The sequence below is a fragment of the Enterobacter sp. TMH.L2 genome (genome assembly GCF_050847315.1).
GTDB lineage: Bacteria > Pseudomonadota > Gammaproteobacteria > Enterobacterales > Enterobacteriaceae > Cedecea.
Genome location: NZ_CP193791.1, coordinates 358,347 through 379,358, shown reverse-complemented (window position 1 = coordinate 379,358; position 21,012 = coordinate 358,347). Strand labels below are relative to the sequence as shown.

Genomic DNA, 21,012 nt, shown 5'->3' with positions numbered 1-21,012 from the left:
ACTATTAAAAGTGCAGCTTTTCTGGCCGGCGCGGTATTCCTGCGCCAGGCTGGAAGAAGACCTTCAATCTGATGACTACGCTGTAACTAAAGTGAGCGGTTATGACTGACAAAAATGTTGCTTTCTCGGTGCTGGATTTAGCGCCGATCCCTCAAGGCTCCTCGGCGCAGGAGGCTTTTTCCCACTCTCTGGATCTCGCCCGGCTGGCCGAAAAACGCGGCTACCACCGCTACTGGCTGGCGGAACATCACAATATGGTCGGTATTGCCAGCGCGGCAACCTCGGTGCTGATTGGTTACCTGGCCGCGAATACCACCACGCTGCATTTAGGTTCCGGCGGCGTGATGCTGCCGAACCATTCCCCGCTGGTGATTGCCGAGCAGTTCGGTACCCTCAATGCGCTTTATCCGGGGCGTATCGATCTCGGACTTGGTCGTGCGCCGGGCAGCGATCAGCCGACCATGAGGGCGCTGCGACGCCATATGAGCGGCGACGTGGATAACTTCCCCCGGGATGTTGCTGAGCTGGTGGACTGGTTTGATGCCCGCGATCCGAACCCGCATGTACGCCCCGTGCCGGGTTATGGCGAAAAGGTACCGGTCTGGCTATTAGGCTCCAGCCTGTACGGCGCTCAACTGGCGGCACAGCTGGGCCTGCCGTTTGCTTTTGCCTCGCACTTTGCGCCAGATATGCTGTTCCGGGCGCTGCAGCTCTACCGTGAAAACTTCAAGCCGTCCGAGCGGCTGGCAAAACCTTACGCGATGGTCTGCATCAATATCGTGGCGGCAGACAGCACCCGCGATGCCGAGTTCCTGTTTACTTCCATGCAGCAGGCTTTTGTTCGCCTCCGTCGCGGTGAAACCGGGCAGCTTCCGCCACCGGTGGAGAATATGCACCAGCTTTGGTCTGCCTCTGAGCAATATGGGGTTCAGCAGGCACTGAGCATGTCTCTGGTGGGGGATAAAGCGAAGGTGCGCCACGGCCTGGAGTCCGTTCTGCGCGAAACTGAAGCGGATGAAATTATGGTTAACGGCCAGATTTTCGATCACCAGGCGCGCTTACATTCGTTCGATTTGGCCATGCAGGTGAAAGAAGAGCTTTTAGGCTAACGTGGTGTGGGGCCCTCTCAGCTCGGAGGGCCCGTTAGCATTTACTTATAGACCGGCAGGACGTCGAAGGTAGACAAGATGTGTACCAGCGCATTGCCCACGCCAAAGATCAGAATCAGGACGATCATCGGCTTGCCACCCCAGACGCGGAATTTCGGGCTGCCAAAGCGTTTACGTGATTTTCTCGCCAGCAGCGCAGGGACAATGGCCGCCCAGATAGTCGCCGCCAGTCCCGCATAGCCAATCGCATACAGGAAGCCATTCGGCCACAGCAGGCCGCCGACAATCGGCGGGACGAAAGTCAGCAGCGCCGTTTTCAAACGCCCCAGTGAGGAATCGTCAAACCCAAACAGATCCGCAAGGTAATCGAACAACCCCAGCGTGACGCCGAGGAATGAGCTCGCCACCGCAAAGTTCGAGAACACCACCAGTAACAAATCCAGGCTTCGGCTGTTGAGCACGCCGCTCAGCGCCTGCACCAGCACGTCAATGTTGCCGCCCTTCTCCGCGATGCCAATAAACTCAGGGCGTGGAATATTCCCCATCGTTCCCAGCAGCCAGATGGTATACAGCCCCAACGCCATCAGCGTGCCGTAAACCAGGCAGCGAATAATGGTGCGAGGATCTTTGCCGTAATACTTCATCAGGCTAGGTACATTGCCGTGATAGCCAAAAGAGGCCAGGCAGAACGGCAGCGTCATTAATAAATAGGGCGTGTAGGAGGCATTGCTCTCCGCCACGTTAAATAGCGTTACTGGCGTGACGTGCCCAAGCAGGCTGCCGAAGGTCAGGAAGAAAGTGATGACTTTCGCACCAAGCACAATGGCCGTCATGCGGCTAACCGCTTTGGTACTCAGCCAGACGATAAACGCCACAGCCAGCGCAAAAGCCAGCCCCGCCAGACGAGCCGGCACGTCCAGCGACATCTCTGAAAACGTATGATGCAGGATGGAGCCGCTGGCAGAAATATAGGCGTAAGTCAGGATATAAAGCACAAACGCAATCGACAGGCCGTTGATCGCGTTCCAGCCGCGCCCCAGCAGATCTTTAGTGATAGTGTCGAAGCTGGAGCCGATGCGGTAGTTCAGGTTCGCCTCCAGGATCATCAGCCCGGAATGCAGCATGCAGAACCAGGTGAAGACCAGCGCAGCCAGCGACCAAAAGAACCAGGCCCCCGACATCACCACCGGGAGCGAAAACATCCCTGCACCAATGATTGTCCCACCGATGATCATCACCCCGCCAATTAATGAAGGCTTTGTGCCGGGGGCGGTTAACGTTGTCATATCGAATCCCTGAAAAACTGAGCACGACGAAATTGTCTTATGCGGTTCATTGTACCAGTACATGAGTACAAAAGGGATAAAAAAACCCCGATTGCAATAACCGGGGCTTTTATCACTGCCGTTTAAAAATAATACGGCAGATTATAGGTCAATTATGCATCACCGAAACGACGGCGTGCGGTTGCAGCTCCGTCTTCGCGACGCGGGCCACGGCCACCTTCACGGCGTTCACCGCTGAAGCTACGGCCAGCACCGGCACCAGCGCCTTCGCGACGTGGGCCTCGACCGCCTTCACGACGCTCGCCGCCGAAGCCACGGCCACCGCCGTCACGACCGCCGCGGCGTTCGCCACTGCGCTCTGGACGAGGCTGCGCGTCACCCAGCAGTTGCATATTCATCGGCTTGTTCAGAATACGAGTGCGGGTAAAGTGCTGCAGAACTTCACCCGGCATGCCTTTCGGCAGCTCGATGGTGGAGTGGGTCCCGAACAGCTTGATGTTACCGATGTAACGGCTGCTGATGTCGCCTTCGTTAGCGATAGCGCCAACGATGTGACGCACTTCAACACCATCATCACGGCCCACTTCAATGCGGTACAGTTCCATATCGCCAGCATCACGACGTTCGCGACGCGGACGATCTTCACCACCACGCTCTGGACGGTCGCCACGTGGGCCACGGTCATTACGGTCGCCGCGACGTTCGAAGCGATCGTCACGCTCTTTGAATTCGCGACGTGGGCGCATCGGTGCATCTGGTGGCAGGATCAGAGGACGTTCACCCTGAGCCATTTTCAGCAATGCTGCAGCCAGCGTTTCGATGTCCAGCTCTTCTTCAGCGGAAGGCTGAATTTTTGCCAGCAGGCCACGGTACAGATCCAGATCGCTGCTTTCCAGCTGCTGCTGAACTTTAGCGGCGAATTTAGCCAGACGACGCTCACCCAGCAGATCTGCGTTTGGCAGTTCTACTTCAGGAATCGTCAGCTTCATGGTGCGTTCGATGTTGCGCAGCAGGCGACGCTCGCGGTTCTCAACGAACAGCAGCGCACGGCCAGCACGGCCAGCACGACCGGTACGGCCGATACGGTGAACGTAAGACTCGGAGTCCATCGGGATGTCGTAGTTAACAACCAGGCTGATACGCTCCACGTCCAGGCCACGGGCCGCAACGTCGGTGGCGATCAGGATATCCAGACGACCATCTTTCAGGCGCTCTAGGGTCTGCTCACGCAGCGCCTGGTTCATGTCACCGTTCAGCGCGGCGCTGTTATAACCGCTACGCTCCAGCGCTTCAGCCACTTCCAGAGTCGCGTTTTTGGTACGAACGAAGATAATCGCCGCATCAAAGTCTTCTGCTTCCAGGAAACGAACCAACGCTTCGTTTTTACGCATGCCATAAACAGACCAGAAGCTCTGGCTGATGTCCGGGCGAGTAGTCACGCTGGATTGAATGCGCACTTCCTGAGGATCTTTCATGAAGCGACGGGTAATACGACGAATCGCTTCCGGCATGGTGGCAGAGAACAGCGCGGTCTGATGTTCAGCCGGGATCTGCGCCATGATGGTTTCAACGTCTTCGATGAAGCCCATACGCAGCATTTCGTCTGCTTCGTCCAGGACCAGACCTTTCAGGCCGGACAGGTTCAGAGTGCCGCGTTTCAGGTGGTCAAGCAGACGCCCTGGGGTACCCACAACAATCTGTGGTCCCTGACGCAGAGCGCGCAGCTGCACGTCATAACGCTGACCGCCGTAAAGGGCAACAACGTTCACGCCGTGCATGTGTTTAGAGAAATCCGTCATGGCTTCAGCAACCTGAACCGCCAGTTCGCGGGTCGGGGCCAGCACCAGGATTTGCGGTGCTTTCAGCTCAGGATCGAGGTTGTTCAGCAGCGGCAGAGAGAACGCTGCGGTTTTACCACTACCGGTCTGGGCCATACCCAGAACGTCGCGGCCATTCAGCAGGTGTGGGATACACTCAGCCTGAATGGGTGATGGCTTTTCGTAGCCCAGATCGTTCAGGGCCTGAATGATGGAGGCGTGCAGCCCCAGATCAGAAAAAGTGGTTTCGATGATATCAGTCATGTAGTACATGTGCCTCGTTGATGGCGGCCAGTCTACGTAACTCATCGTGAAATTGATCTGCAATTTTCATTGAAAAGTGTGAACCGGCTCAAATTTGATTGATTAACGAACAAAAACGCCCTCACCCGTGAAGGTGATGACTTTAGTTAAAAAGTTTATGGGACGATCGTTGTTCGTCAGCTATTGCTGGTCCGATTCTGCCAGGTCGTCTTGCTCCTGGCCCAAGAGCGCTAATTCCAACAATGCATAACGATGCTCAACGTAGTTGTGTACGTTGTTAGCAACCGCTAACTTGAACAGTGCCTTGGCGCTGTCCTTATCCCCCAGACTTAGGTAGTACTTACCTAAATAGAAGTTGGTTTCACTGAGATGCTCAGCGAGCGAGGTGTTATCCGTTGCGTCCGCCTTGAGGCGTTCCATTAGCTCTTTTTCGCTAATGTTGCCCAGGTAGAACTCGACAATATTCCATCCCCATTGCTCTCTATCCGATTTCTCGAGACGCTGTTGTAGCGCCACTTTGGCCTGTTTTTCGTCCAAATTGCGTTCAGCAATATAGAGCCACAGGCTACGGAAAGGATCGTTGGGATCGTCTTGATAAAACGCCAGCAGATCATCTTGCGCTAAACGATAACGACCACCGTAATAGAGGGCGATACCGCGATTTAAGTGCGCGTAGTTGTAAGTTGGATCAAGCTCAAGTACAGAATCAAACGCTTCATAGGCAGCATCAAAATTGCCTGCCTGCGTTAAATAAATGCCTAAGTAATTGAATACTTCAGGCATATCGGGACGGATGGCCAGCGCTTGTGAAAAATCATTCCGCGCCAGAGCCCTCAGACCGAGGCTATCATACAACACTCCGCGCTCATATAAAAGCTGTGCGCGTTCGTCATCGGTTAAAGCCCGACTGGCAAGTATTTGTTCCATGCGTGCCAGAATCACTTCCTGCTGCAGCGTAGGCTGCAATGGCACCGCTAATACTTCGTTCTTACGCCAGGCAGAGTTGCTGCATCCGGCCAGCGTGATAGCTGTCGCAACGAAACACCAGCGCAAAAAAGGCTTCATTTCCTACTCCCGAAGACAACAAATGGATGAACGTCCTGTCCCCCGGCTGCAAACGAGACATCCTGTCCCGTAACAAACAGCTCTCCATGTCACCATGGAGAGCTTAATTGGCAAACCTTACTCAGCTTCTGGCGCGGCTGGTGCTGCACCTTCTGCCGGAGACTGCTCGGTTGCTTCTTTAATGCTTAAACGGACGCGGCCCTGACGGTCAACTTCCAGTACTTTCACCGGAACTTCCTGACCCATCTGCAGATAGTCAGTCACTTTCTCTACGCGCTTGTCGGCGATTTGAGAGATGTGAACCAGACCTTCTTTACCGCCGCCGATAGCAACAAACGCACCGAAATCAACGATACGAGTGACTTTACCGTTATAGATACGGCCCACTTCGATTTCCGCGGTGATCTCTTCGATACGACGGATAGCGTGTTTCGCTTTGTCGCCGTCGGTCGCTGCGATTTTAACGGTACCGTCATCTTCGATTTCGATGGTGGTGCCGGTTTCTTCAGTCAGCGCACGAATCACAGCCCCACCCTTACCGATCACGTCTTTGATCTTGTCTGGGTTGATTTTAATGGTGTGAATACGTGGTGCGAACTCAGAAATATCGCCACGCGGTGCGTCGATAGCCTGCTCCATCACGCCCAGAATGTGCAGACGCGCACCCTTAGCCTGGTTCAGAGCCACCTGCATGATTTCGCGGGTGATACCTTCGATTTTGATATCCATCTGCAGCGCAGAGATACCTTCACGGCTACCGGCTACTTTGAAGTCCATGTCACCCAGGTGATCTTCGTCACCCAGAATGTCGGACAGAACAACAAAGTTGTCGCCTTCTTTCACCAGGCCCATCGCGATGCCCGCAACGGCGGCTTTGATTGGCACACCAGCGTCCATCAGTGCCAGAGATGCACCGCACACAGAGGCCATGGAAGAAGAACCGTTAGATTCGGTGATTTCAGAAACCACACGAACGGTGTACGGGAATTTGTCAGCTTCTGGCATAACGGCCAGAACGCCACGCTTCGCCAGACGGCCGTGACCAATTTCACGACGCTTAGGCGAACCTACCATCCCGGTCTCGCCTACGGAGTACGGAGGGAAGTTGTAGTGGAACAGGAAGCTGTCAGTGCGCTCGCCCATCAGCTCGTCCAGCGTCTGTGCGTCACGTGCAGTACCCAGCGTGGCGGTAACCAGCGCCTGAGTTTCACCACGAGTGAACAGTGCAGAACCGTGAGTGCGCGGCAGAACACCAGTACGCACGTCCAGACCACGAATCATGTCTTTTTCGCGGCCATCGATGCGCAGTTCACCAGCCAGGATACGGCTACGAACAACGTTTTTCTCGATAGCGTGCAGAATGTCAGACAGTTCAGCGGCATCCAGAGATTCGTCTTCTGCGGTCAGCGTCGCGATAACGTCAGCTTTGATGACGTCAACCTGTGCATAACGCTCTTGCTTCTCAGTGATGCGGTAAGCATCGCTCAGACGGGATTCAGCCAGTGCGGCAACGCGCGCATTCAGCGCTTCGTTTACCGCTTCAGGCTGCCAGTCCCAACGTGGTTTGCCGGCTTCGGCAACCAGCGCGTTGATTTCTTTGATAACAACCTGCTGCTGATCGTGACCGAAGACAACGGCACCCAGCATCTGGTCTTCGCTCAGCAGTTCAGCTTCGGATTCAACCATCAGCACTGCGCTTTCGGTACCGGCAACAACCAGATCCAGCTTGCTGGTTTTCAGTTCTTCAGCGGTCGGGTTCAGCACGTACTGGTCATTGATGTAACCCACACGAGCGGCACCGATTGGGCCGTTAAACGGAATACCGGACAGGCTCAGTGCTGCAGAAGCACCGATCATGGCTACGATATCAGGGTGAACCTGCGGGTTAACGGAGACAACGGTGGCGATAACCTGCACTTCGTTGACGAAACCTTCAGGGAACAGCGGGCGAACCGGGCGGTCAATCAGACGCGCAATCAGGGTTTCGCCTTCGCTTGGACGGCCTTCACGACGGAAGAAGCTACCTGGGATACGACCAGCAGCGTAGGTACGCTCCTGATAGTTAACGGTCAGCGGGAAGAAGTCCTGGCCTGGCTTGGCTTTTTTCTGGCCAACAACGGTAACGAATACCGCGGTGTCATCCATGCTTACCATTACAGCAGCGGTAGCCTGGCGAGCCATCATGCCGGTTTCAAGCGTGACCGTATGCTGGCCATACTGGAATTTACGAACGATCGGATTCAGCAAAATAAGATCCTTTAAAATGACGGGCAGCACGTGGCTTCACGCGCCGCCGTTGGTACCCGACCTTCATCGCATCCTCGCGACTAATGACAATCCTAACCCGCTCTGACGGGTAAAGCCTCTCATTAGCCGCGCGAACCTCTGCAATAAAGATCACACTCAGCAACAATACATTAGTTTCCATAGAATTGCTGCCGTCTGGTTGAAAAAAGGGGCCCTTACAGGCCCCTTTTTCTGAAACTCGCAAGAACTAGCGACGCAGACCCAGGCGCTCGATCAGGCCAGTGTAACGTGCTACATCTTTACGTTTCAGGTAGTCGAGCAGTTTACGACGCTGAGAAACCATACGCAGCAGACCACGACGGCTGTGGTGATCTTTTTTGTGCTCTGCAAAGTGACCCTGCAGGTGGTTAATCTGTGCAGTCAGCAGTGCAACCTGAACTTCGGTAGAACCGCTGTCGTTAGTACCACGACCAAACTCGGAAACGATTTTAGCTTTAGCTTCAACGCTTAGAGACATTTTCAACTCCAACATTATAGATAAATAAACAGGGTGCCGATCTCTAATTCAGCAACCCCAGTGCACGTCTGAACCGTTTGTTAAACAATCGGCCAGCCGTTAAGCCGCGCTATTTTACCTGTAGCGCCCTTTTACCGCAAGGTAGCGGCAAAAGTCAGACGGGATATTCGACGACCAGACGACGCGGAGCAACCCGGCCCTCGCCATCGATTTCACCCATACCGATGAATTTCTTCTCTTCGCCTTCGGTGACGCGCACCAACCCTTCGGCCTGAACGCCTGCCACCCGAACTGGATTACCGTTTTTAAAGTAGACGGCAACTTCAGGCAGCAAATTCACCAGCGGGAAATCGGAGGCTGGGCTGTCCATCGGCATCAGCAGCGGATCCAGCATTTCCGCTGGCTCGCGCTCCTGCCGATGTGCCTGTTCTACCAGCTCATTAAGCTGCTCCAGAGTGACCATCCGCTCAATCGGATATTTACTTACAGCCAGACGACGCAGGAAGATAACATGCGCCCCACAGCCAAGTTTTTCACCGAGATCGTCAACGATTGTACGAATGTACGTTCCCTTAGAGCAATGGACTTCCAGCTCCAGTTCATCCCCTTCATGGCGAATAAACAACAGCTCGTACACCGTGATTGGGCGAGCTTCACGTTCAACCTCAATCCCCGCGCGCGCGTATTCGTACAGGGGCTTACCCTGATGCTTAAGCGCAGAGTACATCGATGGAACCTGCTCGGTATCCCCGCGGAAGCTCTCCAGCGCGGCAGCAAGCTGCTCGGTGCTAAAGTTAACCGGGCGCTCCTGAACCACAATGCCGTCGGCATCTGACGTGTCCGTGCGCTGCCCAAGTTTGGCAATCACGCGATAACGTTTGTCGGAGTCCAGCAGGTACTGGGAGAACTTCGTTGCTTCACCAAGGCAAATCGGCAGCATACCGGTCGCCAGCGGATCCAGCGCCCCGGTATGACCCGCGCGGTTCGCGTTATAAAGACGTTTTACTTTTTGCAGTGCGTCGTTGGACGAAAGGCCCTGAGGCTTATCGAGCAACAGTACACCATGAATATCACGACCGCGACGACGAGGACGACTCATCAATCCTCCTTGCTGTCGTCCGTATTCACGCGACGCTCGTCATCATGACGGATGACATTGGAAACCAGGTTAGACATGCGCATCCCTTCAACCAGCGAGTTATCGTAGAAGAAGGTCAGCTCAGGCACGATGCGCAGACGCATTGCCTTGCCAACTAAAGTTCGGATATAGCCCGACGCGTCCTGCAGAACTTTGATGCCTTCTTTGATGGCATCTTCGTCTTTGTCGTTCAGGAAGGTCACAAATACTTTGGCATACGCCAGGTCACGGGAGACTTCAACACCAGAAACGGTGGTCATCATGCCCAGACGCGGGTCTTTAATTTCACGCTGCAGGATAATGGCAATTTCTTTCTGCAATTCCTGAGAAACGCGCTGCGGGCGACCAAATTCTTTCGCCATAATAATTTCTCCAGACAAAACGGGGGGCACACGGCCCCCCTAAGATAGTTGATGCGGTACGGCTATCAGGAGATGGTACGCTTGATCTCGATAATTTCGAAGACTTCGATCATATCGCCCACGCGCACGTCGTTGTAGTTCTTAACGCCGATACCACATTCCATACCGTTACGGACTTCGCTTGCGTCATCTTTGAAGCGGCGCAGGGATTCCAGCTCACCTTCATAGATAACCACGTTGTCGCGCAGTACGCGGATTGGGTTGTGACGTTTCACCACACCTTCGGTAACCATACAGCCAGCAATCGCGCCAAACTTCGGTGATTTGAAGACATCACGAACTTCAGCCAGGCCGATGATCTGCTGTTTCAGCTCTGGAGACAGCATACCGCTCATCGCCGCTTTCACTTCGTCGATCAGGTTATAGATGACGGAGTAGTAACGCAGATCCAGGCTTTCTGCTTCAATCACGCGGCGCGCAGACGCATCAGCACGGACGTTGAAGCCAACCAGAATGGCGTTGGATGCTGCAGCCAGCGTTGCGTCAGTTTCGGTGATCCCACCCACGCCGGAACCGATGATTTTAACTTTAACTTCATCGGTAGACAGTTTCAGCAGGGAGTCGCTGATTGCTTCCACAGAACCCTGAACGTCTGCCTTCAGCACGATGTTCACTTCAGACACTTCGCCTTCGGTCATGTTGGCGAACATGTTTTCCAGTTTGGATTTCTGCTGACGAGCCAGTTTCACTTCACGGAATTTACCCTGACGATACAGAGCAACTTCACGAGCTTTCTTCTCGTCACGAACAACGGTCACTTCGTCACCCGCGGCAGGCACGCCGGACAGGCCGAGGATCTCAACTGGAATAGAAGGACCCGCTTCGGTCACTTCACGCCCCATCTCGTCACGCATCGCACGCACGCGGCCATATTCGAAGCCACACAGAACGATATCGCCTTTGTTCAGGGTACCTTCACGTACCAGAACGGTAGCAACCGGACCACGGCCTTTATCCAGGAAGGATTCGATGACCACGCCGCTTGCCATACCTTTACGGACAGCTTTCAGCTCCAGAACTTCGGCCTGCAGCAGGATTGCATCCAGCAGGTCGTCGATACCGGTACCGGCTTTTGCAGAAACGTGGATGAACTGGCTTTCGCCGCCCCACTCTTCCGGCATGATGCCATACTGGGACAGTTCGTTTTTAACGCGATCCGGATCCGCTTCTGGCTTATCGATTTTGTTCACCGCGACAACTACCGGTACCTGCGCCGCTTTTGCGTGCTGGATAGCTTCGATAGTCTGTGGCATTACGCCATCATCGGCAGCAACAACCAGAACAACGATATCCGTTGCCTGAGCACCACGAGCACGCATAGAAGTAAATGCTGCGTGACCTGGGGTATCCAGGAAGGTAACCATTCCGTTGTCGGTTTCTACGTGGTAAGCACCGATGTGCTGGGTAATACCACCCGCTTCGCCGGAGGCAACTTTAGTAGAACGGATGTAGTCCAGCAGAGAAGTTTTACCGTGGTCAACGTGACCCATGATGGTCACAACCGGTGCACGGGTTTCTGCCGCAGCGCCGGTGTCACGGTCGCTCATTACCGCTTCTTCCAGCTCGTTCTCACGACGCAGGATAACTTTGTGGCCCATCTCTTCAGCAACCAGCTGAGCGGTTTCTTGATCGATAACCTGGTTGATGGTCGCCATTGCGCCCAGCTTCATCATCGCTTTGATGACCTGAGAGCCTTTAACGGCCATTTTGTTAGCCAGTTCAGCAACGCTGATGGTTTCACCAATCACAACGTCACGGTTAACGGCCTGTGCTGGCTTGGTGAAGCCCTGCTGCAGGCTGCTTGGCTTACGCTTACCTTTGCCACCGCGAACGGCTGCACGAGCTTCTTCACGGTCAGCTTTAGACTCGCCGTGCTTACCGCCAGCTTTTTTCTGACGCGGCGCTTTAGCTGCAGTACGACCACGACCACGGCCGCCTTCAACTTCACGATCGTTTTCGTCTTCTGCCTGACGAGCGTGCTGGGAAGTGGTGACGTGATAGTCAGACTTATCGTCTTCTACCTTCTCCTGCTCTTCCCAAACGCCAGCGTTAGCTTCAGCCATTTTACGGGCTTCTTCCGCCACGCGACGGGCATCTTCTTCGAGTTTGCGACGGGCTTCTTCTTCAGCTTTACGCTTCAGTTCAGCAGCTTCCGCTTCACGGCGAGACTTCTCGGCGTGGGCGGCTTTCGTCATTTCATCAGTTTGTTGATTGCTCACTTTGTCTTTTTCCGCAGCTTCACGTTTCGCTTTATCAGCGGCTTCGCGCTTAGCTTGTTCTTCAGCTTCACGCTTAGCTTTTTCTTGTGCCGCACGTTTGGCAGCTTCCTCTGCCTCACGCTGGGCTTGCTCTTCCGCTTCACGCTGCGCCTGTTCTTCCGCAGCAAGGCGTTCTGCCTCTTGCGGATCACGTTTCACAAAGGTGCGCTTCTTGCGGACTTCGATTTGTACCGATTTACTTTTCCCACCGGTACCTGGAATGTTTAAAGTACTGCGCGTTTTGCGCTGTAAAGTCAACTTGTCTGGGCCTGAACCATGTTCGTGGTTCAGGTGAGCCAGCAGCGTTTGTTTCTCTTGCGCCGAAACGGAGTCATCAGCAGACTTCGGGATCCCTGCATCAGCAAATTGCTGTACCAGGCGGTCCACGGAGGTCTGAATCTCTGCGGCCAGCGCTTTTACGGTTACATCTGTCATGCTGTTCCTTCCTGCTACAGTTTATTACGCTTCGCCGCCAAACCAGCAAATGTTACGCGCTGCCATGATCAACTCGCCGGCTTTCTCATCCGTTAAGCCTTCGATATCAGACAGGTCGTCAACACCTTGCTCGGCAAGGTCTTCCAGCGAGCTAACACCACGAGCAGCCAGTTTAAAGGCCAGCGGGCGATCCATCCCTTCGAGGTTCAGCAGATCCTCAGTAGGTTTTTTATCGCCAAGGCTCTCTTCTTGTGCCAGAGCCAGTGTGGTGAGCGCGTTTTTAGCGCGATCGCGTAATGCTTCCACGGTATCTTCATCAAGGCCGTCGATTTCCAGCAGCTCTTTCATTGGCACATAGGCCAGTTCTTCAAGCGTGGAGAAACCTTCTTCGACCAACACGGTGGCGAAATCCTCGTCAATATCGAGGTATTTGGTAAAGGTATCAATAGCCGCATGCGCTTCAGCCTGATGTTTAGCCTGCAGGTCATCAACGGTCATAACGTTGAGTTCCCAGCCGCTCAGCTGTGATGCCAGGCGAACGTTCTGACCGTTACGGCCAATGGCCTGTGCCAGGTTGCCTGCCTCTACCGCGATATCCATCGTATGTTTGTCTTCGTCGACAACAATGGATGCTACGTCGGCCGGTGCCATTGCGTTGATAACAAACTGCGCCGGGTTGTCGTCCCACAGCACGATATCAATACGCTCACCGCCTAACTCAGTAGAAACCGCCTGAACGCGCGCACCGCGCATACCAACGCAAGCACCGACCGGGTCGATACGTTTGTCGTTTGTTTTCACGGCGATTTTGGCCCGAGAGCCCGGATCGCGTGCGGCGGCTTTAATTTCGATAACTTCTTCACCGATTTCCGGCACTTCAATGCGGAACAGTTCGATCAGCATTTCAGGTTTGGAACGGCTAACGAACAACTGCGCACCGCGAGCTTCAGGACGTACTGCGTAAAGCACGCCGCGAATGCGGTCGCCTGGGCGGAAGTTTTCACGTGGCAGCATATCTTCACGCAGAATCACAGCTTCAGCGTTGCCGGACATGCCTTCCGATTTCAGTTCAAGGGAGATATTGTCGCGGTTAACTTTTTTCACTACACCGGTAACAATCTCACCTTCCTGATCGCGGAACTGATCTACTACCATCGCACGTTCGGCTTCGCGAACCTTCTGCACGATAACCTGCTTCGCCGTTTGAGTGGTGATACGGTCAAAGGTGACGGACTCAATTTCGTCTTCAACGTAATCGCCGAGGCCGAGAGCCGGATCTTCAAACTGAGCCGCTTCGAGAGTGATTTCACGCGTAGGTTGAGTGACTTCTTCAACGATAACCCAACGGCGGAAGGTATCGAAATCACCGCTTTTGCGGTCGATCTCAACGCGAACGTCAATTTCTTGCTCGTATTTTTTCTTGGTCGCCGTTGCCAGCGCACTTTCCAGCGCTTCGAAAATCTTCTCACGCGGCAGCGCTTTTTCGTTGGAAACTGCTTCAACAACAGCCAAAATTTCTTTGTTCATCCTGGGTTTTCACCTCAATCCAAACTATTAAAAGTGGGGTACCAGGTTCGCTTTCTGGATGTTGCTCAGCGCGAACACTTCGTCTTTTCCTTCGACCGTTACCGTGATCATCTCACCGTCTACGGCTTTAATAATACCCTGCCATTTGCGGCGGTTTTGCACAGCCATACGCAATACAATGCTCACTTCTTCGCCGGTAAAACGAACGTAGTGTTCTGCGGTGAACATTGGGCGATCGAGGCCAGGTGAGGACACTTCCAGGTTATAGGCCACGGTGATGGGATCTTCGACATCCAGTACGGCACTGACCTGGTGACTGACATCAGCACAATCATCAACATTGATGCCATCTTCACTATCAATATAGATGCGCAGCGTAGACGTGCGGCCCCGAACGAATTCGATGCCTACAAGTTCATAGCCCAGTGCTTCGACCGGTGCTGAAATCATCTCTGTTAATTTTTGCTCTAATGTGGACAAGCCCACCCCCAAGACATAAAAAAAGGGCATATAGCCCAGTTATTCTAAAGTCAGATAACAAAAAACCCCGATAAATCGGGGCTTTATATAACTGAACCCTGTATGCCGCAACTGCGGCCCGGACACCGTCCAGGAGAATTTTTTTCTAAATTCTTCGCGAAGGCACCGAAACTGGTGTTCACAGTATATTTGAAAAAGAACTCTCAGGGAAAGTGGTTGCGGGGGCCGGATTTGAACCGACGACCTTCGGGTTATGAGCCCGACGAGCTACCAGGCTGCTCCACCCCGCGTCCGAAAACGTGGCAAATACTACGCCAGAATTGCATTAAATGCAAGAATTGCTAGGATTTGGTACCGAGGACGGGACTTGAACCCGTAAGCCCAATCGGGCACTACCACCTCAAGGTAGCGTGTCTACCAATTCCACCACCTCGGCACTCTTTGAACACGGTAACCTTCATGTCACCGCATTGAAGCTGACAAACTTACTGCGGGATATCGCTGCTCGGCTTGGTAGGTGCCGCTGGCGCAGTCTGCTCAGTTTGTGCTGGCTGACTTAAATTTTCCCACTCGCTTCCTTTACTGGTTTTGTTGGTGCTGAGGTTACCCAGAACCAGGCTCAGAATAAAGAACAACGTTGCGAGCACACCGGTCATGCGGGTCATGAAGTTACCAGAACCACTTGAACCGAATAACGTAGCGGAAGCGCCTGCTCCGAAGGAGGCTCCCATATCAGCGCCTTTACCTTGCTGCAGCATGATAAGACCGACAAGGCCCAACGCTACAATAAGGAAAACAACCAAAAGAGCTTCGTACATAATCAACCTGTTCCTTGCGGGGTTACCGCACGCCAATTGCTTCAAACCAGTTAAGCGGATACGTTTGTCATTACCCACTGAAGCGGGTGAGAATACTAACCAAAGCCAGACTGGTGCGCAAGGGCAATTTATTAACAATGCACTGACTGCGGAAAAAAACAGCAAACAAGTAATTTCCACCAAAGAAACAGGCGGCAACTGCCGCCTTTTCAATCAGTTTGCGAAGAAAAAATATTAAACGGCCTTCACTGCGTCTGCGATCTGATGAGCAAACGCGGTAACCTGGGCTTCATCTTCACCCTCGACCATCACGCGAATGAGTGGCTCCGTTCCGGATTTACGCAGCAACACCCGGCCACGGCTGCCCAATGCAGCTTCCACTTCAGCCGTAACGCGCTTGACCTCTTCGTTTTCAAGCGGATCGCCGCTGCCTGCGGTAAAGCGAACGTTAACCAGAATCTGCGGGAACAATTTCATTCCGCTGCAGAGATCGTGCAGGCTCATATGGTTACGAACCATTGCGGTAAGCACTTGCAAACCTGCGACTATGCCGTCACCGGTGGTGGTTTGGTCCAGCAGAATGACGTGACCGGAGTTTTCAGCCCCAATTCGCCAGCCTTTCTCCTGCAGTTTTTCCAGAACATAGCGGTCGCCAACTTTCGCGCGGGCAAAAGGAATACCCAACTGCTTCAGCGCGACTTCAAGTCCCATATTGCTCATTAGCGTACCCACGGCACCGCCGCGAAGCTGCCCCTGACGTAATCCTTCCCGGGCAACGATATAAAGGATCTGATCGCCATCGACTTTAAGGCCCTGGTTATCCACCATAATTACCCGGTCGCCGTCGCCGTCAAACGCGATGCCTAGATCGGCTTTTTCCGCCAGCACGCGCTCTTGCAGCATACGCACATCGGTCGCACCGCATTTTTCATTAATATTCACCCCATCCGGCTCACAGCCGATGGCAATGACTTTTGCACCCAGTTCACGCAATACATTCGGGGCAATGTGGTAAGTCGCGCCGTTGGCGCAGTCTACGACGATTTTAAGGCCATTAAGGCTCAGTTCGTTTGGGAACGTGCCTTTGCAGAATTCAATATAGCGCCCTGCTGCATCGACAATACGGCTGGCTTTACCCAACTCCGCCGAATCCACACAGGTGATCTCTTTTTCCATCTCCGCTTCAATAGCTTCTTCGACCTCATCCGGCAGTTTAGTCCCGTCGATCGAGAAGAATTTTATACCGTTATCATAGAACGGGTTGTGTGAGGCGGAGATAACAATCCCGGCTTCAGCGCGGAATGTACGAGTTAAATAAGCAACTGCAGGCGTAGGCATTGGACCAGTAAATGAAGCAGACAACCCGGCTGCAGCCAGACCTGCTTCCAGTGCAGATTCCAGCATGTAGCCGGAAATACGCGTGTCCTTACCGATAATAATCTTACGCGAACCATGACGAGCCAGGACTTTACCCGCAGCCCAGCCAAGCTTCAGAACAAAATCAGGGGTAATAGGTGCATCGCCCACGCGACCACGGATACCATCGGTGCCAAAATATTTACGGTTACTCATAGTATTTGTTTTCCTTCACTGAAAGCGTAGCTTCGACCACGCGCATAGCTTCAACAGTCTCTTTTACGTCATGAACGCGAAGAATTTGAGCCCCCTGCATCGCAGCAATCACCGCGCAGGCAAGGCTACCGCTCAGGCGCTGATCCGGGCCAACATTAAGCAGTTGCCCGACCATCGATTTACGGGACATGCCTACCAGTAGCGGCATACCGTAGTGATGAAATTCCGAAAGGCGAGCCAATAACTGATAATTGTGGGAGAGATTCTTACCGAAACCAAAGCCCGGGTCGAGCAGCAATTTATCTTTTGAAATCCCTGCGGCTTCACAGCGGGCAATGTGCTCCACAAAAAAGCGATTCACATCGGCAAATACGTCATCGTACTGTGGTGCCTGTTGCATCGTTTTCGGTTCGCCCTGCATATGCATCAGGCAAACAGGGAGCCCCGTTTCCGCAGCGGCAGCTAGCGCACCTGGCTCCGTTAAGGAACGAATATCGTTGATAAGATGCGCCCCTACTCGTGCAGATTCGCGAATAACTTCGGCTTTTGATGTATCCACTGAGACCCAGACTTCAAACCGTTGAGCAATCGCTTCGACCACCGGAATAACGCGCTCAAGTTCTTCTTCTGTGCTCACCTCTGCCGCGCCAGGCCGGGTTGACTCTCCGCCAACATCGATGATTGTCGCCCCGGCATTGATCATCGCATTTGCATGCTTGAGGGCCTCAACCAGGGAATTGTGCTGACCACCGTCGGAAAAGGAGTCCGGCGTGACGTTTAAAATCCCCATGACGTGAGGATGCGAGAGATCCAGCGTGGAGCCTTGCGCGGTGAGTTTCATTCTTCTTCCTTTGCGTTCGTCTTAGGCTGTACAAAAACAAAAACCCCGGGGCAGGCCCGGGGTTTATAGATTACTGCAAAAACATCTCCGTGAGCGTCTTATTTGTCGCCCAGTTGCTCAGACATCGTGTTGCCCGGATTTGGCGTACGTGGTTCATCAACCGGACGTGGCGCATTCGGGGTACCGTTGTTGTCAGAGTTATTGCTGTTTTTGCTCGCATCTTCCCAACCCGCTGGCGGGCGAACTTCACGGCGCGCCATCAGGTCGTCAATCTGCGGGGCATCGATGGTTTCATACTTCATCAATGCGTCTTTCATGGTGTGCAGAATATCCATGTTCTCATTCAGCAACTGGCGAGCACGGGCATAGTTGCGTTCAATCAGGGATTTAACTTCCTGATCGATGATACGCGCAGTCTCATCAGACATATGCTTCGCTTTTGCCACTGAACGGCCCAGGAATACTTCACCGTCTTCTTCCGCATACAGCAGCGGGCCAAGTTTGTCGGAGAAGCCCCACTGAGTCACCATGTTACGAGCCAGGTTAGTCGCTACTTTGATGTCGTTCGACGCACCGGTAGAAACATGTTCTGCCCCGTAGATAATCTCTTCAGCCAGACGGCCGCCATACAGCGTGGAAATCTGACTTTCCAGTTTCTGACGGCTGGCGCTAATTGCGTCGCCTTCAGGCAGGAAGAAGGTCACACCCAGCGCGCGGCCACGAGGAATAATCGTTACCTTATGGACCGGATCGTGCTCCGGTACCAGGCGACCGATAATCGCATGGCCTGCTTCGTGATAAGCGGTCGATTCTTTCTGCGCTTCCGTCATCACCATGGAGCGGCGTTCTGCCCCCATCATGATTTTGTCTTTCGCTTTCTCGAATTCAACCATCGACACCACACGCTTGTTACCGCGAGCAGCAAACAGCGCAGCTTCGTTTACCAGGTTAGCCAAATCGGCACCAGAGAAGCCAGGTGTACCACGAGCGATAATTGCGGCATCGATGTCCGGTGCAAGCGGTACGCGACGCATATGAACTTTCAAGATTTGCTCACGGCCACGAACATCTGGCAGACCCACGACAACCTGACGGTCGAAACGACCAGGACGCAGCAGCGCAGGGTCAAGCACGTCAGGACGGTTAGTTGCCGCAATAACGATGATCCCTTCGTTACCTTCAAAGCCATCCATCTCAACCAGCATTTGGTTCAGGGTTTGCTCACGTTCGTCGTGACCACCGCCCAGACCAGCACCACGCTGACGACCTACGGCATCGATTTCATCGATGAAGATAATACAAGGTGCCGCTTTTTTGGCCTGTTCGAACATGTCACGCACACGGGATGCACCAACACCAACGAACATTTCAACAAAGTCAGAACCGGAAATTGTGAAGAACGGTACTTTCGCTTCGCCAGCAATCGCTTTTGCCAACAGCGTTTTACCCGTACCCGGAGGGCCGACCATCAGGACGCCTTTCGGGATTTTACCGCCCAGTTTCTGGAAGCGGCTCGGCTCACGGAGGTATTCAACCAGCTCACCCACCTCTTCTTTCGCTTCATCACAGCCAGCGACGTCCGCAAAGGTGGTTTTGATTTGGTCTTCCGTTAGCATGCGCGCCTTGCTCTTACCGAACGACATGGCACCTTTGCCACCGCCGCCCTGCATTTGACGCATAAAGAAGATCCAGACCCCAATCAGCAGCAGCATTGGGAACCAGGAAATGAAGATAGTTGCCAGCAGACTCTGCTCTTCAGGCGGTTCGCCCACAACTTTCACGTTCTTGGTAATCAGATTATCAAGCAGCTTGGGATCATTAACGGGGATGTAAGTCGTGTATCGGTTACTATCTTTCTTGGTAACGTTGATTTCACGTCCGTTGATGCGCGCTTCGCGAACCTGGTCCTGATTAACTTCAGACAGGAAAGTGGAGTAATCCACCCTACGGCCATTTGACTCGCTGGGCCCAAAGCTCTGGAATACAGACATTAGCACAACGGCAATGACCAGCCAGAGTATTAGGTTTTTCGCCATGTCACTCAAGGGATTAACCTCATATTACAACTGTGTTAACAAACAGCGTCAGGGTACTATAGTTTGCGCCCGGTCGCTACAATGTACACTTCACGTGAGCGGGCACGAGAAGAGTCCGGTTTACGAACTTTAACCGTCGTAAACAGGGAGCGAATTTCTCGCAGGTATTCATCGAAACCTTCGCCCTGAAACACTTTCACTACAAAACTACCGCCCGGCGCCAGCACGTCCCGACACATTTCCAGTGCCAGTTCAACCAAGTACATAGCGCGGGGAATATCGACTGCCGGTGTCCCGCTCATGTTTGGCGCCATATCTGACATGACAACCTGCACTTTACTGTCACCAACACGTTCCAGCAGGGCCTTGACGACTAATTCATCACGAAAATCGCCCTGAAGGAAGTCCACACCAACGATAGGATCCATTGGTAAAAGATCGCAAGCGATGATTCGCCCCTGATTCCCGATTTGCGTCACGACATATTGTGACCACCCGCCGGGTGCAGCACCAAGATCTACAATAGTCATTCCTGGCTTAAAAAGTTTGTCACTTTGCTGTATTTCATCAAGTTTAAACCAGGCACGGGACCGCAACCCCTTTTTCTGTGCCTGTTGAACATATTTATCGCTAAAGTGTTCCTGCAGCCAGCGACTGGAGCTGGCAGAACGCTTCTTACCTGTCATCTCAATATCCAACTTTGTTCATCGTGAATAGCAGGCTAACTAACAATCAGCACAGCCGATTTGGCGATACACTGGAGATGGCGGTAGAATGAACCGTTTTCAATCCCAACGTAAGCAAAAAATACGATGAATCTGAGTACTAAACAAAAACAGCACCTAAAAGGTCTGGCCCATCCGCTCAAGCCGGTGGTTATGCTTGGCAATAATGGTTTGACCGAAGGGGTACTGGCCGAGATTGAACAAGCGCTTGAGCACCATGAATTAATCAAGGTGAAGATCGCAACGGAAGATCGCGAAACCAAAACCTTAATTGTGGATGCCATCGTGCGGGAAACCGGCGCCTGTAATGTACAGGTCATCGGTAAAACGCTGGTGCTCTACCGCCCTTCTAAAGAGCGTAAGATTTCTCTGCCGAAATAAGCAGAGGTGTGCAAAATGCCACGCTATGTTCGTTGATAAAAGGCCGCTATGCGGCCTTTTTCTTTTCTTTACAA

At 53.3% G+C, this 21,012-nt stretch carries 19 protein-coding genes and 2 tRNA genes; 3 read left to right on the top strand and 18 right to left on the bottom strand.

What is annotated here, in order from left to right; genetic code table 11:
• Positions 1-101 precede the first annotated feature (101 nt).
• Entirely contained in the window at positions 102-1,109 is a 1,008-nt protein-coding gene (locus tag ACREYP_RS01905; protein ID WP_008454765.1) for a luciferase-like monooxygenase, read from the top strand.
• A gap of 41 nt (positions 1,110-1,150) precedes the next feature.
• Here ACREYP_RS01905 and mtr read toward each other — a convergent pair whose 3' ends face one another.
• From mtr to secG, 14 genes are all read right to left on the bottom strand, one after another.
• Positions 1,151-2,395 carry a tryptophan permease gene (gene mtr / locus ACREYP_RS01900; RefSeq protein WP_336818820.1) on the bottom strand — a complete coding sequence of 415 codons (1,245 nt, stop codon included), beginning with the start codon at positions 2,393-2,395 and terminating at the stop codon, positions 1,151-1,153.
• A gap of 152 nt (positions 2,396-2,547) precedes the next feature.
• Positions 2,548-4,476, bottom strand: coding sequence for a DEAD/DEAH family ATP-dependent RNA helicase (locus ACREYP_RS01895; protein WP_008454769.1), 1,929 nt, complete (start codon positions 4,474-4,476; stop codon positions 2,548-2,550).
• Entirely contained in the window at positions 4,469-4,546 is a 78-nt protein-coding gene (gene yrbN / locus ACREYP_RS01890; protein ID WP_099458804.1) for a protein YrbN, read from the bottom strand. The genes ACREYP_RS01895 and yrbN overlap by 8 nt, the downstream gene beginning before the upstream one ends.
• A gap of 110 nt (positions 4,547-4,656) precedes the next feature.
• Positions 4,657-5,541, bottom strand: a complete 885-nt coding sequence (nlpI, locus tag ACREYP_RS01885) for a lipoprotein NlpI (RefSeq protein WP_008454770.1) — start codon at positions 5,539-5,541, stop codon at positions 4,657-4,659.
• A gap of 117 nt (positions 5,542-5,658) precedes the next feature.
• Entirely contained in the window at positions 5,659-7,788 is a 2,130-nt protein-coding gene (pnp, locus tag ACREYP_RS01880) for a polyribonucleotide nucleotidyltransferase (protein ID WP_008454773.1), read from the bottom strand.
• A 247-nt stretch (positions 7,789-8,035) separates the two neighbouring features.
• Positions 8,036-8,305, bottom strand: a complete 270-nt coding sequence (gene rpsO, locus ACREYP_RS01875) for a 30S ribosomal protein S15 (RefSeq protein ID WP_008454776.1) — start codon at positions 8,303-8,305, stop codon at positions 8,036-8,038.
• Positions 8,306-8,459: 154 nt separating this feature from the next.
• Positions 8,460-9,404, bottom strand: a complete 945-nt coding sequence (truB, locus tag ACREYP_RS01870) for a tRNA pseudouridine(55) synthase TruB (RefSeq protein ID WP_008454781.1) — start codon at positions 9,402-9,404, stop codon at positions 8,460-8,462.
• Entirely contained in the window at positions 9,404-9,805 is a 402-nt protein-coding gene (gene rbfA, locus ACREYP_RS01865) for a 30S ribosome-binding factor RbfA (RefSeq protein WP_008454782.1), read from the bottom strand. The genes truB and rbfA overlap by 1 nt, the downstream gene beginning before the upstream one ends.
• Before the next feature lie 65 nt (positions 9,806-9,870).
• A complete protein-coding gene (infB, locus tag ACREYP_RS01860; RefSeq protein WP_008454784.1) occupies positions 9,871-12,558 on the bottom strand; it encodes a translation initiation factor IF-2 in 2,688 nt (895 codons plus the stop codon).
• Positions 12,559-12,582: 24 nt separating this feature from the next.
• Complete coding sequence (gene nusA, locus ACREYP_RS01855) at positions 12,583-14,085, bottom strand: transcription termination factor NusA (RefSeq protein WP_008454785.1); 1,503 nt, start codon at positions 14,083-14,085, stop codon at positions 12,583-12,585.
• A 27-nt stretch (positions 14,086-14,112) separates the two neighbouring features.
• The gene (gene rimP / locus ACREYP_RS01850; protein WP_008454786.1) at positions 14,113-14,565 is read right to left on the bottom strand and encodes a ribosome maturation factor RimP; all 453 of its coding nucleotides are present in this window, start codon (positions 14,563-14,565) and stop codon (positions 14,113-14,115) included.
• 213 nt (positions 14,566-14,778) lie between these two features.
• A tRNA-Met gene (locus tag ACREYP_RS01845) sits at positions 14,779-14,855 on the bottom strand.
• 59 nt (positions 14,856-14,914) lie between these two features.
• Positions 14,915-15,001 (bottom strand) — tRNA-Leu (locus tag ACREYP_RS01840).
• A 49-nt stretch (positions 15,002-15,050) separates the two neighbouring features.
• A complete protein-coding gene (gene secG / locus ACREYP_RS01835) occupies positions 15,051-15,383 on the bottom strand; it encodes a preprotein translocase subunit SecG (RefSeq protein ID WP_038478508.1) in 333 nt (110 codons plus the stop codon).
• A gap of 64 nt (positions 15,384-15,447) precedes the next feature.
• On the opposite strand from secG, the gene ACREYP_RS01830 reads away from it, so the two are divergent.
• Complete coding sequence (locus ACREYP_RS01830) at positions 15,448-15,621, top strand: hypothetical protein (protein ID WP_157141373.1); 174 nt, start codon at positions 15,448-15,450, stop codon at positions 15,619-15,621.
• On the opposite strand, the gene glmM is transcribed toward ACREYP_RS01830, so the two are convergent.
• From glmM to rlmE, 4 genes are all read right to left on the bottom strand, one after another.
• Complete coding sequence (gene glmM, locus ACREYP_RS01825) at positions 15,618-16,955, bottom strand: phosphoglucosamine mutase (RefSeq protein WP_008454789.1); 1,338 nt, start codon at positions 16,953-16,955, stop codon at positions 15,618-15,620. The genes ACREYP_RS01830 and glmM overlap by 4 nt on opposite strands.
• Entirely contained in the window at positions 16,948-17,796 is an 849-nt protein-coding gene (gene folP / locus ACREYP_RS01820) for a dihydropteroate synthase (RefSeq protein WP_008454791.1), read from the bottom strand. The genes glmM and folP overlap by 8 nt, the downstream gene beginning before the upstream one ends.
• Before the next feature lie 98 nt (positions 17,797-17,894).
• Positions 17,895-19,832, bottom strand: a complete 1,938-nt coding sequence (ftsH, locus tag ACREYP_RS01815; RefSeq protein WP_008454792.1) for an ATP-dependent zinc metalloprotease FtsH — start codon at positions 19,830-19,832, stop codon at positions 17,895-17,897.
• 56 nt (positions 19,833-19,888) lie between these two features.
• Positions 19,889-20,518, bottom strand: a complete 630-nt coding sequence (gene rlmE / locus ACREYP_RS01810; protein ID WP_008454794.1) for a 23S rRNA (uridine(2552)-2'-O)-methyltransferase RlmE — start codon at positions 20,516-20,518, stop codon at positions 19,889-19,891.
• Between the two features lie 126 nt (positions 20,519-20,644).
• Here rlmE and yhbY point away from each other — a divergent pair, with 126 nt between their 5' ends.
• Complete coding sequence (gene yhbY, locus ACREYP_RS01805) at positions 20,645-20,938, top strand: ribosome assembly RNA-binding protein YhbY (protein WP_008454796.1); 294 nt, start codon at positions 20,645-20,647, stop codon at positions 20,936-20,938.
• Positions 20,939-21,012 lie beyond the last annotated feature (74 nt).